Source organism: Candidatus Margulisiibacteriota bacterium (assembly GCA_003242895.1).
Taxonomy (GTDB): Bacteria; Margulisbacteria; Riflemargulisbacteria; order GWF2-39-127; family GWF2-39-127; genus GWF2-39-127.
Genome location: QKMY01000026.1, coordinates 1 through 15,621 on the forward strand (window position 1 = coordinate 1; position 15,621 = coordinate 15,621).

12 protein-coding genes and 3 pseudogenes are annotated in these 15,621 nt (G+C 40.2%); 4 read left to right on the plus strand and 11 right to left on the minus strand.

The window, feature by feature from the left end; genetic code table 11:
• Positions 1 to 187: 187 nt before the first annotated feature.
• Positions 188 to 256, minus strand: a pseudogene (locus tag DKM50_04180) (GIY-YIG nuclease family protein).
• 389 nt (positions 257 to 645) lie between these two features.
• Here DKM50_04180 and DKM50_04185 point away from each other — a divergent pair.
• Both DKM50_04185 and DKM50_04190 read left to right on the plus strand, forming a co-directional pair.
• Positions 646 to 2,535 (plus strand): DNA adenine methylase, encoded by a 1,890-nt coding sequence (locus tag DKM50_04185; GenBank protein PZM82162.1) that lies wholly within the window; start codon positions 646 to 648, stop codon positions 2,533 to 2,535.
• A 1-nt stretch (position 2,536) separates the two neighbouring features.
• A complete protein-coding gene (locus tag DKM50_04190) occupies positions 2,537 to 3,565 on the plus strand; it encodes a hypothetical protein (GenBank protein PZM82163.1) in 1,029 nt (342 codons plus the stop codon).
• Positions 3,566 to 4,034: 469 nt separating this feature from the next.
• On the opposite strand, the gene DKM50_04195 is transcribed toward DKM50_04190, so the two are convergent.
• On the minus strand, positions 4,035 to 4,907 hold the full coding sequence (locus DKM50_04195; GenBank protein ID PZM82164.1) for a hypothetical protein: 873 nt from the start codon (positions 4,905 to 4,907) through the stop codon (positions 4,035 to 4,037).
• A 299-nt stretch (positions 4,908 to 5,206) separates the two neighbouring features.
• On the opposite strand from DKM50_04195, the gene clpB reads away from it, so the two are divergent.
• On the plus strand, positions 5,207 to 7,777 hold the full coding sequence (gene clpB / locus DKM50_04200) for an ATP-dependent chaperone ClpB (protein ID PZM82165.1): 2,571 nt from the start codon (positions 5,207 to 5,209) through the stop codon (positions 7,775 to 7,777).
• A 61-nt stretch (positions 7,778 to 7,838) separates the two neighbouring features.
• On the opposite strand, the gene DKM50_04205 is transcribed toward clpB, so the two are convergent.
• The 7 genes and pseudogenes from DKM50_04205 to DKM50_04235 form a co-directional block, all read right to left on the minus strand.
• A complete protein-coding gene (locus DKM50_04205) occupies positions 7,839 to 8,369 on the minus strand; it encodes a hypothetical protein (GenBank protein ID PZM82166.1) in 531 nt (176 codons plus the stop codon).
• Positions 8,370 to 8,554: 185 nt separating this feature from the next.
• Complete coding sequence (locus DKM50_04210) at positions 8,555 to 8,887, minus strand: hypothetical protein (protein PZM82167.1); 333 nt, start codon at positions 8,885 to 8,887, stop codon at positions 8,555 to 8,557.
• Positions 8,884 to 9,390 carry a hypothetical protein gene (locus tag DKM50_04215; GenBank protein PZM82168.1) on the minus strand — a complete coding sequence of 169 codons (507 nt, stop codon included), beginning with the start codon at positions 9,388 to 9,390 and terminating at the stop codon, positions 8,884 to 8,886. Before DKM50_04215 ends, DKM50_04210 begins: the two co-directional genes overlap by 4 nt.
• A 75-nt stretch (positions 9,391 to 9,465) precedes the next feature.
• The gene (locus tag DKM50_04220) at positions 9,466 to 9,726 is read right to left on the minus strand and encodes a hypothetical protein (protein PZM82169.1); all 261 of its coding nucleotides are present in this window, start codon (positions 9,724 to 9,726) and stop codon (positions 9,466 to 9,468) included.
• 180 nt (positions 9,727 to 9,906) lie between these two features.
• Positions 9,907 to 10,317 carry a hypothetical protein gene (locus DKM50_04225; protein ID PZM82170.1) on the minus strand — a complete coding sequence of 137 codons (411 nt, stop codon included), beginning with the start codon at positions 10,315 to 10,317 and terminating at the stop codon, positions 9,907 to 9,909.
• A complete protein-coding gene (locus DKM50_04230; protein PZM82171.1) occupies positions 10,268 to 12,502 on the minus strand; it encodes a helicase in 2,235 nt (744 codons plus the stop codon). Before DKM50_04230 ends, DKM50_04225 begins: the two co-directional genes overlap by 50 nt.
• 42 nt (positions 12,503 to 12,544) lie before the next feature.
• Positions 12,545 to 12,808: pseudogene (locus DKM50_04235) on the minus strand (helicase).
• Positions 12,809 to 13,271: 463 nt separating this feature from the next.
• Between DKM50_04235 and DKM50_04240 the strand changes: the two are divergent.
• The gene (locus tag DKM50_04240; protein ID PZM82172.1) at positions 13,272 to 13,862 is read left to right on the plus strand and encodes a hypothetical protein; all 591 of its coding nucleotides are present in this window, start codon (positions 13,272 to 13,274) and stop codon (positions 13,860 to 13,862) included.
• 262 nt (positions 13,863 to 14,124) lie between these two features.
• Here DKM50_04240 and DKM50_04245 read toward each other — a convergent pair.
• Positions 14,125 to 14,259 (minus strand): annotated as a pseudogene (locus DKM50_04245) (transposase).
• Between the two features lie 375 nt (positions 14,260 to 14,634).
• Positions 14,635 to 15,555, minus strand: a complete 921-nt coding sequence (locus DKM50_04250; GenBank protein ID PZM82173.1) for a hypothetical protein — start codon at positions 15,553 to 15,555, stop codon at positions 14,635 to 14,637.
• Positions 15,556 to 15,621 lie beyond the last annotated feature (66 nt).

Sequence of the window (15,621 nt, forward strand, 5' to 3'; positions counted from 1 at the left end):
ATAGGGAGCGACTCGTCCCTATTATAATCATCCCAATAGGGATACTTTATTGCCTGAACTCAATGTTTATCAGCGCTAAAACTCATAATTAGAACTGCTGCGAGTGGACCGCAGGGCAATCGCATACTAACCGATCGTCATCCCTGAATGTCCTTATCAGGGATCCATAACTATAGCCTATTATAAATGTCACTCCAATATATAAAGTACCATTTTTCTTGCTAGCCAATATATAAACGTAAAAATATTTCTCCATAATAAAACTTATTATACTTGATTGTAGAGTAGACTACCGACTAATCCATTTTCAGGCTTCGTCGGCAGCCCCTCGTCAAACCGTACGTGCGGTTTTCCCGCATACGGCTTACATAATCGATCATCTGGTACTTGACACATCTCCTTACCTCCATGCACCCCAGAATCACTTCCAACCCGAATGACAAATTGGTCTCATGACCCTTTCATCCATTAGGTTCCATACGCTTGCTTTTCATACCCTGTCAGGTGCAAAAACAAAGAAATAAACAAACGATTAACTATCAAATAATGATAGTAACTATATAGTAAAATGGGAAAAGAATCAGAAATCTTGTCATTTATTAAATTAGCCTTTCAAGTTACAATATCTATTATAGAGGTAAAAGTATGATCCCAGAGCAAAAAAAGTTACCTATCAAATCCAAGCCAATTCTTAAATGGGCTGGCGGCAAACAACAACTAATTAATTCTTTAGAAAAATATATCCCTAAAGAATATGGAACATATATTGAACCATTTATTGGAGGCGGCGCACTTTTTTTCCACCTAAATCCTGAAAAATCAATAATAGCAGATTCAAATCCTGAATTAATAAATCTATATAGTATTATTAAAAACCAACTAAGTAGTCTTATTGTCGAACTTAAAAACTTTTATCCAGATAAAGACTTCTACTCTGCGGTTAGAGCCTGGAAATTTGAAGATCTTTCAAGCGTTAAAGCCGCAGCGAGAACACTATATTTGAATAAAACTTGCTTTAATGGTCTCTACAGAGTTAATAAAAATGGCCAATTCAATGTACCTTATGGTAATTATAAGAATCCAAATTTCATTGATGAAAAAAATTTAGCCGCTACGTCACAGGCGATGCAAAACACAAAAATAATATTAGGTGATTATAAAGAAATCTTATTAAAGAATGCAAAAGAAAATGATCTCATTTTTTTAGACCCTCCTTATTTACCTATATCTGACTTCTCTGATTTTAAAAGATATACTAAAGAGCAATTTTATGAAGAAGATCATGTTGAACTATTCTATGAAATCACACGACTGCATGAATTAGGTTGCCACATAATTTTAACAAACTCCAACCATCCATTAGTGTACGATTATTTAAGTGGTTTTGATATAGAAGTCGTAAAAACTAAACGATACATTAATTGTAAAGGCAATAAAAGAACAGGGGAAGATATTATTGTTAATATCCCTCCTAAAAAGAAAATCTTTTTTCAACTCGTCCCGGATCCTTTGCCAAAGCAAATTGAAAAATTCCCAGCCACAAGATATATGGGAGGAAAAACAGCAATACTTCCGCATATATGGAACATTGCATCCAACTTCAAATTCAACACAGTTTTGGATTTATTCAGTGGTAGCGGAATAGTTTCATATATGTTCAAGGCTCAGGGAAAAAGCGTTATTACTAATGATTACATGACGATGAATCACTGCATAGCCAAGGCTCTCATTGAAAACAACGATGTTACATTAACCGAAGAAGACATTTATTTTTTAATAAGTTCAAGTAGTGATAATGACCATTTTGTATCAGAAACTTTTAAAGATTTATATTTCCCAGATGAAGATAATTTATTAATCGACAACATAAGGGCTAATATTCAAAAAATCACTAATGAAAAAAAGAAAGCAATAGCCACTACAGCATTAATCAGAGCATGCGTAAAAAAAAGACCTAGAGGCATCTTCACTTATGTTGGATATAAGTATGATGATGGCAGAAAAGATTTAAAGACATCATTCCAAGACCAATTTATAAATGCAATTAAAATCATTAATAAAGCGGTTTTTGATAATGGATTGAATAACTCAGCAAAAAACTTTGATGCACTACAACTATCAGTAAAACCAGATTTAGTATATATGGATCCACCCTACTATAGCCCATTATCTGATAATGAATACGTAAGAAGATATCATTTCGTTGAAGGTATTGCCAGGGATTGGAAAAACGTGGAAATGCAATGGCATACTAAAACAAAAAAATTCAAAAGCTATCCTACTCCTTTTAGTTCCAGAACTGGCGCATTTGAAGCATTTGATAAACTATTTAAAAAATACAAAGACTCAATACTCCTAGTATCATATTCATCAAATTCATTTCCCACACAAACTGAAATCGTAGAGTTACTAGCAAAATACAAAAAACAAGTACACGTTGAAGCAATTGATCATAAATACTGCTTTGGAACACATGGTCATAAAGCAGGAGAAAATCGAAACAACGTTAAAGAATACATCTTCGTGGGGTATTAATGTGAAAATATACAGTAAAAACATTCCGCAGGCAGATGTTTTATCAGAAGTTGTTAAAACTGTAGTAACGGTTGGGAATGGCGCCAAAAGCGATATTGAAATTGGGAATGCTTTAGGCAAAGTAGACCGCCAAGGTAGATATTATAGAAATGCTGCTGAACTATTGGGATTTATAAATAATAATAAGAACACCGCAGTTCTAACAACAATAGGCAAGCAATTTCTATTAGACCCTTCCATCAACAATCCTCTTTTACTCAAACAAGTTCTAAGTATCCAGATTTTTCAAAGATTCATTAGCTTTCTGGAATTACATCCAGAAGGAATTGATAGAAACAATATGATAAAGTGGTTACAAGAAGTAACAGAAAATGCAAGCAAATCCATTTTACATAGAAGAATCAATTCTATTTCATCTTGGTTACAATCGCTTGAAATCATAAAAATAACAGCTGACAAATTGTCTTTAACAAATAAAATCACTGAAAAAATATCTATACTTGAGGTAACTGAACCCGACGAGCCTATTTTACCAAAGACTTCTGATTTAAATGAGTATTCAACAGTTCATCAACGTTTATCTAATGCAAATGAGGTTATTGCATACTATAAAGATTCTGCAAAAACTGATCGTGCAAATCTAGCACACATAAGTCTTGTGAATGATATTGCAAAAAGAATTAGAGATATAAATTGCATACCAAAAGCAAATCAACTTATTGATCTAGCATCGAAAATATATAATATTGATTACATATTTGAAATGAAATCAATCAATTTGGATAACGAAAGAAGTCAATTAAGAAAAGGTGTAAGCCAATTATTTGAATATCGCTATTTGCAAGATTTACCACAGGCTATATTAGTGCTTGTATTTGAAAAGCCACTATCAACTAAAAATATATGGATGCTCGATTATTTATCTTCAATTAGCATAATCCCTGTTTGGAATGAAACTGGGTCATATAATACGATTAATACATACAAAAACCAAATCAACTTCCTAATTCACAATCGGCAATCGTCCTAATTACTGGTTGCGGCCATACTAACCGATCGTCATTCCTGAATGTCCTTATCAGGGATCCATAACTATAGCCTATTATAAATATCACGCCAATATATAAACGTAAAAATATTTCTCCATAATTAAGACTTATTTTTCTTCTGTTTTTATATATCCTAATACCATGCTGTTTTGCTCTGCCCAGGCACTTACCATATGGATTGCACCCTTGCCATCTTCATGACTGTAGGACCGTCGGGCTGTATAAGATGGATCCCAGCTAAAAACATGCTGGGATGACGCGTTTATTTATTGTTCCCTATTTTTAGTATGCGTTTGACGAGTGACATGTGACCAGTGACGGGGCCATTATAGGCAAATCTGATACAATTAGAATTTCTTTATAAATAAAGTTAACGCGAGAATAAGAGGACTATAGTGAAAAGTTATGGAAATGAATGACCCCGGACTAAAGTCCGAGGAATTCTCTCAATTATGCCACGTTACTGTTGACCTTTGAAAGTTTATCCGCCAAGGTAATTGAACGTGTATAGATAATATCTCTCAAGTTCTTAACCTGATCTCTATAGGGGTCACCTTTTTCACCTTCGGGGATCTTTTTCTCAAACGCACAGAGTTTGGCTAATAAGCTTCCCTTAGCCTTCTCTTCATTATCAGATAAAATACCTTTATTTATATACTCAAGGGTTTTGTTTCTCTTATCATTATTTCTCATTTCCGTTAATTCCGGCCGGTCATTAACAAATCTATTATAGTCGGTGAAAATGTTATCAAATTCTTTTTTGAGACTTGCTGCAGATGAGCCGGAAGAACCCTTTGTACCAAGTTTTGAAGGGTTATCACTTCCTGATTGCATCACCTCAGCAAGCATTGATCTGACACTCTGGGCTACATAACTTGCGACGGTACTTTTAGCCGCACTAAACAATTCCGTGACAAAATTCACTGCACCTCCAATAACGCTTTTTGCAGTATCGATGACACGTTCAAATAAACTTTTTCCAGTTTTAACGATCCCTCCAAAAAAGCTCTTCCCCATATCAACCATACCAACAAAGGCATTGTATAAATTCTCCGGGGCGCTCATAATTACGTCCTTGGCTTTTTCGACACCGTTAACAACTACTTTTTTAGCACCTGAATAAAACTTGCCTATTGAATCTGCACAGCCGCTCAGCGACCATCCTTTATCTTCTTTTGGGGCACTCTGGGATTTAGCTTCCTGGCTTATAGCTGCACTGTCGCTACCATATCCGTTCGACGCAGAAATTCCTTTATTCTGCCCGCTTCCGGTGATGTTATGATAAATATTTACCGGGTTAAAATCTGATATTTTGAAAGACATAAATAAACTCCTATTTTCTGCGAATCCTATCTGTACTTATTTATCGTAGATATTGATGTAAAATATTGCACCGATTTTTTCTGGTATATATTATATTCTATTTATAATATCTTTATTATTCCCGCAAAATCTTTTTTTCAAACAAAACGCCTGGCGGGACGTTGTTGCGTTTTTTTAATCCAATATAGCTTATATCGCTTTTTTAAACTACAGCATATAATTGGCATCAAAATTGTTAGGAAATAAAAAAGCTGACCGGAAGGCTAAAGGAATCAGTTCAATTTGAAAGGGGAAAAAGAATGAATTTTGAAAAATTAACCGCAAAGATGCAGGAAGCCGTACAAAGTTCCAGTTTCATAGCTGAAGAATATGAAAACCAGCAGATAGAAACGGAACATCTGCTATTGGCACTGCTACAGCAAGAAGGCGGAATACTCCCGTCCATGCTTACGAAACTGGAAGTACCCATAAAGCAATTCGAATCCGACGTTATTTCATTAGTTCAGAAATACCCGAAAGTTAGCGGCGGACAAAAATATCTATCAAGAAATGTTGAAAAGATTTTGAACAGTGCAGAAAAAGCAGCCAGAAATTTGACAGATGAGTTCGTTAGCGTAGAACATGTATTATTAGCGATAGCCGATACAGGCAGCACCTCAATAAAGCAGGTATTTAACACATATAGTATTACAAAAGAGAAACTATTGGATGTTATCAAGCAAATACGCGGCTCTTCCAGAATTGAAGATCCTAATCCGGAAGCAAAAATGAATGTTATCGAAAGATTTACCAAAAACCTCAATGAACTCGCCAAAAACGGCAAGCTCGATCCGGTTATCGGCCGAGATGAAGAGATAAGAAGGATCATGCAGGTATTAACCCGAAGAACAAAAAACAATCCTGTCCTTATTGGAGAACCCGGAGTTGGAAAGACTGCGATTGTAGAAGGTGTTGCCCAGAGGATCGTAAATAAAGATGTCCCAGAAATCCTCAAAGACAAAATTATTATTGCGTTAGACCTTGGATCTTTGATTGCAGGCGCTAAGTATCGGGGAGAGTTCGAAGACAGGTTAAAAGCGTTGCTTAAAGAGATCGAAAACTCAGATGGGAAAATAATACTCTTCATCGACGAGCTCCATACCCTTGTAGGCGCCGGTGCTGCTGAAGGCGCAATGGATGCCTCAAATATGCTCAAGCCCGCACTGGCACGAGGAGACCTCAGATGCATCGGAGCGACTACACTGGACGAGTACCGCAAACATATCGAAAAAGACGCTGCGCTTGCCCGGAGATTCCAACCTCTCATTGTAAAAGAGCCTTCGGTTGAGGACACCATTTCGATACTTCGCGGACTAAAAGACAAGTATGAAGTGCATCACGGCGTCAGGATCAAAGATTCTGCACTTGTTGCTGCCGCGACACTGTCTAACCGGTACATTACCGATCGGTTCCTGCCGGACAAAGCCATCGATCTTATTGATGAAGCTGCTTCGAAGCTCCGGATTGAGCTTGACAGCATGCCGACCGAACTTGATCAATTCGAAAGAAGACGGTTAACCTTAGAAATCGAGCGACAGGCTTTGGTCAAAGAAAAAGATCCTGCCAGTCAGGAACGTCTTGAGAAAATCGAAGAAGAACTCAGAGAGCTCAATGAAAAAATCAAAACGCTTAAATTAAGTTGGGAAGCAGAAAAGAGCGTGCTTGCAAAAATAAGAGACCTGAAAGAAAAAATAGAGCAGAAAAAAACCGAGGAAGCGTATTATGAAAGATCCGGTGATTATGAAAAAGTTTCGCGGATCAGGTTTGGTGAACTCGTTGACCTGCAAGCCCGATTCAAGAAAGTGCAGGAAGAATTAGAACAATTAAAAGAAAAATCGCCGATACTCACAGAAGAGGTTAACGAAGAAGCAATTTGTGAAGTTATTTCTGCCTGGACTAAAATCCCGGTGTCAAAAATGCTGGAAAGCGAAATGGCGAAACTTTCTCAAATAGAAGAAATACTCGAAGAGCGAGTTGTCGGACAGAAAGAGGCAATCTCGCTTATAGCTAATGCGGTCCGCAGATCACGCGCCGGATTATCAGAGGAAAACAGGCCTATTGGCTCGTTTATCTTCATGGGCCCGACCGGAGTTGGAAAAACAGAACTGGCGAAGGCATTGGCCGGATACCTGTTCGATAGCGAAAAGGCATTGGTACGGATCGATATGTCAGAATACATGGAGAAGCATTCAGTTGCCCGTCTCATCGGATCGCCGCCGGGATATGTCGGCTATGAAGAGGGAGGACAATTGACCGAAACAATACGTCGACAGCCATACTCCGTTATATTGTTCGACGAAATTGAAAAAGCTCATAGGGATGTCTTCAATATATTCCTGCAAATTCTTGATGAAGGCCGGCTTACTGATGGTCAGGGAAGAGTTGTCGATTTTAAAAATACGCTTATTATCATGACCTCTAACATCGCAAGTGATTATATATTGGAACTAGGTCCCGGACGAAGAGAAGAATTAGAGAAAAAAATTAAAGAGATACTGTTATCTACCTTCAGACCGGAGTTCATTAACCGGGTAGACGAAATAGTAGTCTTCAACTCGTTAGGCCCTGATCAGATAAAGGATATTGTCAGAATACAGATCAATACACTCAAAAAAAGGCTGGAAGGCCGCAATCTGGAACTTGTCTATGATGAGCCGGTCATAGATTATCTTGCTCAAGCCGGGTTTGATCCGGCATTCGGCGCCCGGCCGTTGAAAAGAGTAATTCAGCGAGAAATCCAAGATCCGATCGCAGCAGAGATTATCAAAGGACATATCAGGGAAGGGAAAATAACCGTATCGGAAAAAAATGATAAACTTGTTTTTTCGTAAGGCGTAAAGATGTAAAAGCTGCCCTTCCCCGGACGGGCGGCTAGCTTAATTATAGATGTGATTATACTATTACCGGAATCGTTTCTATATTGCGTAATGATAAAAGATCTTTGATAAATTGAATGCTTTTTTCTAAAAACATCAGTTTGTTCGTATCGTTAATATGGTTAACCTTTTCCTGTCGGCTTTTAAGCTCGTCTGCCATTTTTTCCAGTTCCTGCTTGGCCTTGGAGAGATGAGACAGCTCTGCTTCGGTTAGCGTGTTCATGTGATCCGCAATCTTTTTTTGTATAACAAGAGGATCAAGGTCGGCATCAGCTGCTTGATCCTGCCAATAATTTGAAGCGGATTCTTTAAAAGAATAGCCGGACTCCGGAAGTAAATCTTCTTCATCAGCTGTAAAATAATCATAAAGACTCGTCACCCGCGATACCAAGGGATCTATTAACGACAAAACAGGATGCAAAAAGGGTGAGATCTGATTATAAATGTCTTTCACCTTGCTGATAAAAGCAATCGATTGAAAGTCCGGTCTCGATTTCTTGGGTCCTTGTTGAGCTATATGTTTTGTGGAATGATAATTATATGCCATAGACAACCTCCATTAATACAGCTAGTAATGTATCGTATCTCCAGGGAAATCATCCATCTATTTTCTTTGTTATGTTTTACCTTAGCATTCCTATCATTAGGATTCAACTCTATTGATTTGCTTGAATACTTCAGCTATCTCCTTCAGGTAATCTTTGATGAACCTTGCCGGAAACATCGTTGGCGTCAGCCTGTCAGGTGTGGCAAAAGGACACCGAAAAGGTTGTTTTGGTGGTGCAGGGAACGGTCGCGACCGTTCCCTACAATATGGATAATTGCATGTACATGGTCTGGTATTATAATGAATACATCCATTTTTAAATAACCATATTGATCAAATAACAAATGCCGTTGTTTATTTATAATTTGCCCTAATGTATTTTGAATCATTTCACCGTTATAGATCTCTCCAAAATACGGGATTCTGTTTTTTGCGTTTATGGTAATAAAATACGAATTAGGACAACCGTAATCATAGCCAGACAAAAGGTTTAATTTGCGCACAGGAAATCTTGTCATAATTTCACCCTGATTTTTCCAGTCAATAAGACCTGCATTAAACCTTTTTTTTGTGTTTTTATAACGGCTCTTTTGGTATTAAGTTGTTCAAGTTCTTTATTTAACACAACAGCACATTGAGCAATTTTGATTTGTTCATTAATATCAGGCACAGGAACTTTGATTACAGCTCTGACGTTGGAAGAAGGAAACGAACTCAGCAGGGATGCAATAACCTCAAAACAATGGTCACCGTTATAGTGTACTGAGATGTCAAGGCAGTCAACAAGATACCGGACAAAAATATTCGTGAGTTCCTTAGTAGTCACGTATATATCCATAAGAAAAGATGCATCGCGCAAAAAATCTGAAAAATCTTTTAATTGCGAGGCACATTTTATTAAGACTAACAAATCATGAATAAAAGGAAATTGTATGCTATTGATCATTAAATATCGTTTGATTATTTTCTCAATTGCCTGATGCGAATGATATGCGGATATAAAGATAATTTTGTGTGTTATTCAAAAGTATTTCTGCTGAATCAAGATCAGCTTGCGCATAAAACAGCCATTCTTTAGGATCAAGGTTATTTTTCTTCATGCAAGCCGTTTTCCTTTATGTGCAATTTCGTATTGAACCGTTCCATATATAGATTGCTGTTTCTTGTATGATTTATCATCAAAAAGCACCAAATCCATTGGAATCCCAAAATTAAACAGCGCTTTGCGAATTTCGTACAACTCCTTATGCTTATCCTGTACATTATTTTTAATTACTGCTATATCTAAATCACTATTTTCATGCGGAGAACCAGAAGCATAACTGCCAAAAAGATATATCGCCTTTGGCTTAGATATTTTTTTATTGTATTTACTATATTCTCTATTTGTTCCTGTGTAATCATAAGTATATTATAACACCTCCGAATAACAATGGATCAAAACTATTCCCGCACCTGTGAGCAGGGTAATATCATCTTTGTTACTATCTACAATCAGTATATTCATGTGTCAGCCTCCTTATAATATTCCTAAATATTATTCTACACGAATAAATTTGAGAATGAAACAGGCACCTTTATTTTCTTCTGATTTTACGCTAATAGTTGCATTATGCTTCTCAATTATAGATTTCGTAATATGCAGCCCTAGCCCAGTCCCGCTGCCGGGTGATTTGGTTGTATAAAATGGGATAAATATTTGATCCTGAATTTCCTTGCTCATGCCTACTCCATGATCTTCTATTTCCAACGTTACATATTCCCCACTGTTGGCTAACCGGATATTAATAAGCTGATTCTCGAAACCGTCCATAGCATCTCTGGCATTACTCAGCAAATTAATGACAATTTGTTGCAACTCAGTTGGAGAACCTTTGATAAAAGCATCTTCTAATTTGCTATGTAGATGGCGAGCTGCCCAGGAAGGTTTTGATTTTTTCGTAGATATTGAGCCTGGAGTCGATGACCGGTTTGGAAACGAAGAGCGAGCGAATAAACTTTTTGCCGTAAAACTTGGTGATGATCCGGCTGTCTAAGATGGTGATGATTCCCCGGTCGGTCTTGTGGCGGATAAGTCTTCCGATACCCTGACGGAACTTAAGGATCGCCAGAGGGATAGCGTAATCGGAAAACGGATCTTTACCTCTGGACTTGAGCAGTTCTGCCCTGGCCTCCTGTACGGGATCAGTCGGGACTTTAAACGGGAGTTTTGTGATGATAACGGAACTCAGCGACTCGCCTACGACATCGACGCCTTCCCAGAAACTATCAGTTGCAAACAAGCACGAATGGACGTCCAGCTTAAACTGTTCCAATAAATGATGACGGTTCATATCACCTTGCTTGAGCGGCGTTATACATCGCCCTTCCAGTTGAGGCTCAAGCTCTTCAAATATCTTGGTAAGGAGATAATACGACGTAAACAGGATGAAAGCTTTTCCATCGGTTAAGGACACGAGATCAAAAATTGCGTTCGAAAGTGCACCGTCGAACTTAGGCGAAACCGGTTCCGGCATGTCAAAGGGGATTGCCAGGAGTACTTGTTCATCGTAATTAAACGGGCTCTGAAGCAGCGCCGTTGACTTTCTCTCGGCTGGCAAGAGATTAAGTCCGACCCGTTCCTCGATAAAATCAAATTTCTGTTCGATCGTCAGAGTCGCGCTTGTGAGGATGACGGTCTTATGGACGGAATAGAGTGACTCAACCAATAGTGGCGCTACATCCAGCGGGATAACCTTATAGCTCAGCGCTCCGGACTTCCTGGTCCATTCGAACCACATTACGACGTTGTCAGATTCCGGCTCGATAAGAAACGCCAGTTTCTTGATATATTCATCGTTCCTGCGGATCAGAGCCTTGATGGTAATGATATTGAATTCGATCTCTTTTTTGGTCGGAGTGTCAAAAAGCTCTAGTAATTTGGCAACTTCTTTGATTTTTTTGTTGAAGGTCGTCAGCTCTTTTTTGAGCGCTTCTATGACCGGCTTCACGGTGGTTTTCCATTCGGGGGAAGCCTGGATATCTTCATTGATACGAAGCGTGTTCTCGCCTTTCGTCTTGCCATAATGCGAGGCGAGGGATTTGATGCTGTCTTCCAGTTCCTCAAAAAAGCTGTTGGTTGTGACTAATACTTTGCTGCGATATGGCATAAGATCATTATTGATATGGTCAATCAACTTCTGGATAGTTACCTGTTCAGTCGAGGTCTTTCCGATGGACATAAGCTTCATTACGGTTTCGGGCAGGACACCGCGGCCACGGTACTTGGAATGCTGAAGCCTACCCAGAAGCTTGATAAGCCCTGACTTGCTAAAAGAAAAACCGAAATACGCAGCGGCTATATCCTCGATATTATGAGCTTCATCAAGAATAATGTGTTTGAAAGGAGGAAGGATTGCGCCCATCGTGTCAGGCATATCCTGCTTAACGCTCAGGTCGGCAAAAAGAAGGTGATGATTAGCTACGATGATATCTGCCGTGTTTGCGCGTCTTCGGGCTTGATAATAAAAGCATTCGTTATAGTAGGGACATCTCACTTTAAGGCATATATCGTTTTCGGCACAGAACTTTTCCCAGACATCGTCAGGGGGAACGAAATTAAGTTCGCTTAGCGATCCTTCTTTTGTTCGGGCTGCCCACTCGACGATGTGCGATTCACCTTTGAGGCGTTCGCTTTCGTCAAAGAGTTCCTGCTGGTGCATCGAAATTGTTTCGAACAGTTTACGTTTGCAGAGATAATTATGCTTTCCTTTGATCAGCTCGGCCTTGAACTCTAATGAAGAGTTGTTTTGCAGGAACGGGATATCTTTTTTGATGAGCTGTTCCTGGAGGTTGATGGTATTGGTTGATATGACTACTTTCTGGTTATTCTTCTTTGCCCACATAATAGCCGGAACGAGATAGGCAAGGCTCTTGCCAGTACCGGTGCCTGCTTCTACGGTCAGGATCTTCTCTTCGTTAAAAGCGGCGGCGACCAGTTTGGCCATTTCTATCTGTGCGTCACGTTTCTCGAAACCTTCCAGCTTCTGGGCGAGTTGCCCGGAATCACCGAAAAACATAGAAACATCTTCGATAGGGACCGGTTCGAGTTTCTCCGGGGCAAAAGGCTCTACCAGCACATAACAATCGGTCATATCGTTATTGACGATGATCGAGCCGACGCTGTTGTTCCCGAACTGGGACGCTACCAGGACATCTGCATCTGAAGGCGTCAGGTTCCCGGAGGGATGGTTATGGACGATTATATTAAAGGCCTTAGCCGTGTTAAATAATGCGGCAACGGAATTGCTGTTCCCGCGCGCCAGCGGCTCTGCATTATTAATTATACTCTCGTCATTCTGTGTGCAGACGAAGAAGACCTCTTGCCCGTTCGCGTCAGCGACTACAGTCTTGATCGTTTCTACAGCGTCATCAGTGAAATAAAAATCTATCCGAGGAATGAATTGTCTCCCGTTTTGTTAAGGATATAGATGCCAACCCTTATCAGACCATAAAATTATATGGATTTTTTAACTAATATACAAGAACGAATATTTGGGGGATATGATAAATAATCCGGGAAGAACCTGACCATTAAATAAAAAACGATGGAACAAATAGAATTATGCCTTGTTATATTAAGCAACACTCTATATTGGGTTAGATCCGAATACTATTAGTTCCGGCACTTTGACGGACTTACGTTCAATTAACAGAAAAAAAATACCGGATTGTTTCGGAACCGGGAAGAAAAAGCCGGACCGCTTGTCGGAAGCTTGGTCATTAGAGGCATACGTTCTCTAATCTTCTATCTTCCCCTAATAATAAAAAGCATGAATTTCTTTTTTGCAGATGCATTGAGAAATAATCATGTTTTTATAGCTGAGTTTCTTGGCTAATAATAGAGTAAAAGGAGGGAAAAGGATGACAGGAATAGGTTCGGTCAGCAGTTCGTCGTATAATATCGACGATGTTTGGTCAAAAATTGACAGCAATTCAGACGGATCAGTAACTAAAGAGGAATTTACTGCTCAGCTAAAAGCTGCGATTAAGAAAAGAGATTCATTTGAGCTATCAAACAGCCAGGGACAGTCAGCCATGATGTACGGCATGCAGGGAAACAGGCCTCAGCCGCCATCGTTCAGTCAAATCCTGAAGAAGGATGACAGTGACAGCGACGGAAAGATAAGCGCAGAAGAGTTCTCTAATAAAAAAGCAGGCGGGCCTTCGAAAGGACCGAAGTTTGCTGACTTCGATACTGATAGCGATGGTTATATAACAGAAACCGAGTTCGAGGCGTCGGGTGAGAAACAAGCTGCTGCAAGAGGACCTTCTGCGACTGCTGCTTCTGAGGTTGATATATCCAGTATATTGAGCCAGCTTCTGGGAAACGATGATGATGATAATAGTAGTTCTATCAGCTCTATTAGCAGCTATTATCAATCGCAAATCGCTTCTTATGTACAGAATATGACTCAGTTCGATAGTAATTCATTATTCTCGGTGTCTGCTTAAAAAGCTTCTGGGGCGTGCCACCGGCGCGCCCGTACATAAATATGGGGAATGTAGGGGCGAAGGGCCCTTCGCCCCTACGGAATCACAATTTATTTGCACGATCACATGAAGATGATTCGGCATAACAACAAAATCATGGATTATTATTTCGTTACGAATTACTTCCGATCTCTTCCATTCCAGTTCTACAATTACCCCCATATCCGACAAATTCATCTAGCGGATATTCGGGATTGCTGTACGGGCGCGCCGCTGGCACGCCCTTTATTTCTCCCAACAAATGACGTTTTTCATGGATACATATCGTGACATAATAGTATCCTGCCTGGCCGTAATCATAATTCCGTAAGCGGATTGATCGCCGATGGTGAATTGCGGGATTATAGGTTGTGTTCATATCGTTATCCTGGTTTCATTTTATTATTCGTTGTAGGGGCGTGTCGGTGATACGCCCTATGCAATAAATATGTCGTGGTTCGAAGCAATTGGGGCGTGCCACCGGCGCGCCCGTACTATGATTATAAAGAAACATTTCCCTCTATTTTTCAAGTAATGGTAGGTTTATTATATATGCCTTCTTCATTATATGCAAATAAAAATTAATTAATATCCCGTAGGGGCGAACGGCCGTTCGCCCGGCATTTGATTACGTGTGCCGGTTATTTTTCTGATTCGTGCGATTGGGCATTCGTGCGAAGACGTGATTTAGCCACGGGGGCATATTTGGGCAGACACATTGGTCTGCCCCTACGGAATGACATCAATATGGATATCAGAACAAGACACCGACTGTTACCCGATGGGCGCTGGCCAGGTTGTACCGGTCCTCGCCGAGGTACCCGTAGTCGAAATAGATGGCGTATATGCCGGCTGAAATACCAGCGGTCAATGTGCCGCTATCCAGCCCTGCCCTCACACGGAAACGATCAAACAGGTTGAGCTCGCTCCCCAGATGCCATATCGGATAATGACCGTTACCTAGTTGTTGTTCCAGATCAACTGCGTTAGTCAAGAAATCGAAGGGCTTCCATGAAATACCTAGCCTCATGGTCGGGATGACAATCTCCGTCCGGGTGGTTGACCATCGTTGCCAGTTGACGATATCCTTCAAAACAAGTCCGTATTTGAACCCGTTTTCAGTGTCATAGAGCACACCAAGGCTCATGGTGAAGCCCGCACCTTTTCCCTGCGATATGCCTGCCATATCCTTATAGAACCCTACAGCACTCACCCCCAGAGACAAACTGCGGCTGACCTTGCAGCCATACCCGGCTATCAGCGCATTGGCATAATAATCGGCGAACCCTTCCGGCGTCACATCGCTATTAATCCCCGGGTCCGTTGTAGAGACCAGCGGGATATTCTGAACTGAAGCCTGAAGCCAGGATAGGACAAACGCGTTATTTGAGGCAGGGATGCCCAGAGCGATGTAATAATAGTCGACGACTTCAAGCAACTTAGTCTGCATCGTGGTCAGTTCGGTATGCTTGAGCTGAGAAAGTCCGGCGGGGTTGTAATAATGGGCATTAACATCATCAGCCACTGCACTAAAAGCGTTACCCATTGAAAGAGCTCTGGTACCGATGCCTGCTGAAAGGAACTCGATCTCGCGTCCGGCCTGGCCGATAGGAACAGCGTTAGCAAAGGATGATAAAAAGCATAGGAAAAAGAATAATACTGATTTCTTCAGCATGGGAAATACTCCTTCTATGGTGCTGGGGCGTGCCAGCGGCGCGCCGTACTTGAATACCCAGATCAT

Excerpts from the sequence above, each read along its gene's own strand:
- clpB (PZM82165.1), top strand. The coding sequence starts at position 5,207 with ATGAATTTTGAAAAATTAACCGCAAAGATGCAGGAAGCCGTACAAAGT.
- DKM50_04205 (PZM82166.1), bottom strand. The coding sequence starts at position 8,369 with ATGGCATATAATTATCATTCCACAAAACATATAGCTCAACAAGGACCC.
- DKM50_04210 (PZM82167.1), bottom strand. The coding sequence starts at position 8,887 with ATGACAAGATTTCCTGTGCGCAAATTAAACCTTTTGTCTGGCTATGAT.
- DKM50_04185 (PZM82162.1), top strand. The coding sequence starts at position 646 with ATGATCCCAGAGCAAAAAAAGTTACCTATCAAATCCAAGCCAATTCTT.
- DKM50_04195 (PZM82164.1), bottom strand. The coding sequence starts at position 4,907 with ATGTCTTTCAAAATATCAGATTTTAACCCGGTAAATATTTATCATAAC.
- DKM50_04240 (PZM82172.1), top strand. The coding sequence starts at position 13,272 with ATGACAGGAATAGGTTCGGTCAGCAGTTCGTCGTATAATATCGACGAT.
- DKM50_04230 (PZM82171.1), bottom strand. The coding sequence starts at position 12,502 with ATGACCGATTGTTATGTGCTGGTAGAGCCTTTTGCCCCGGAGAAACTC.
- DKM50_04250 (PZM82173.1), bottom strand. The coding sequence starts at position 15,555 with ATGCTGAAGAAATCAGTATTATTCTTTTTCCTATGCTTTTTATCATCC.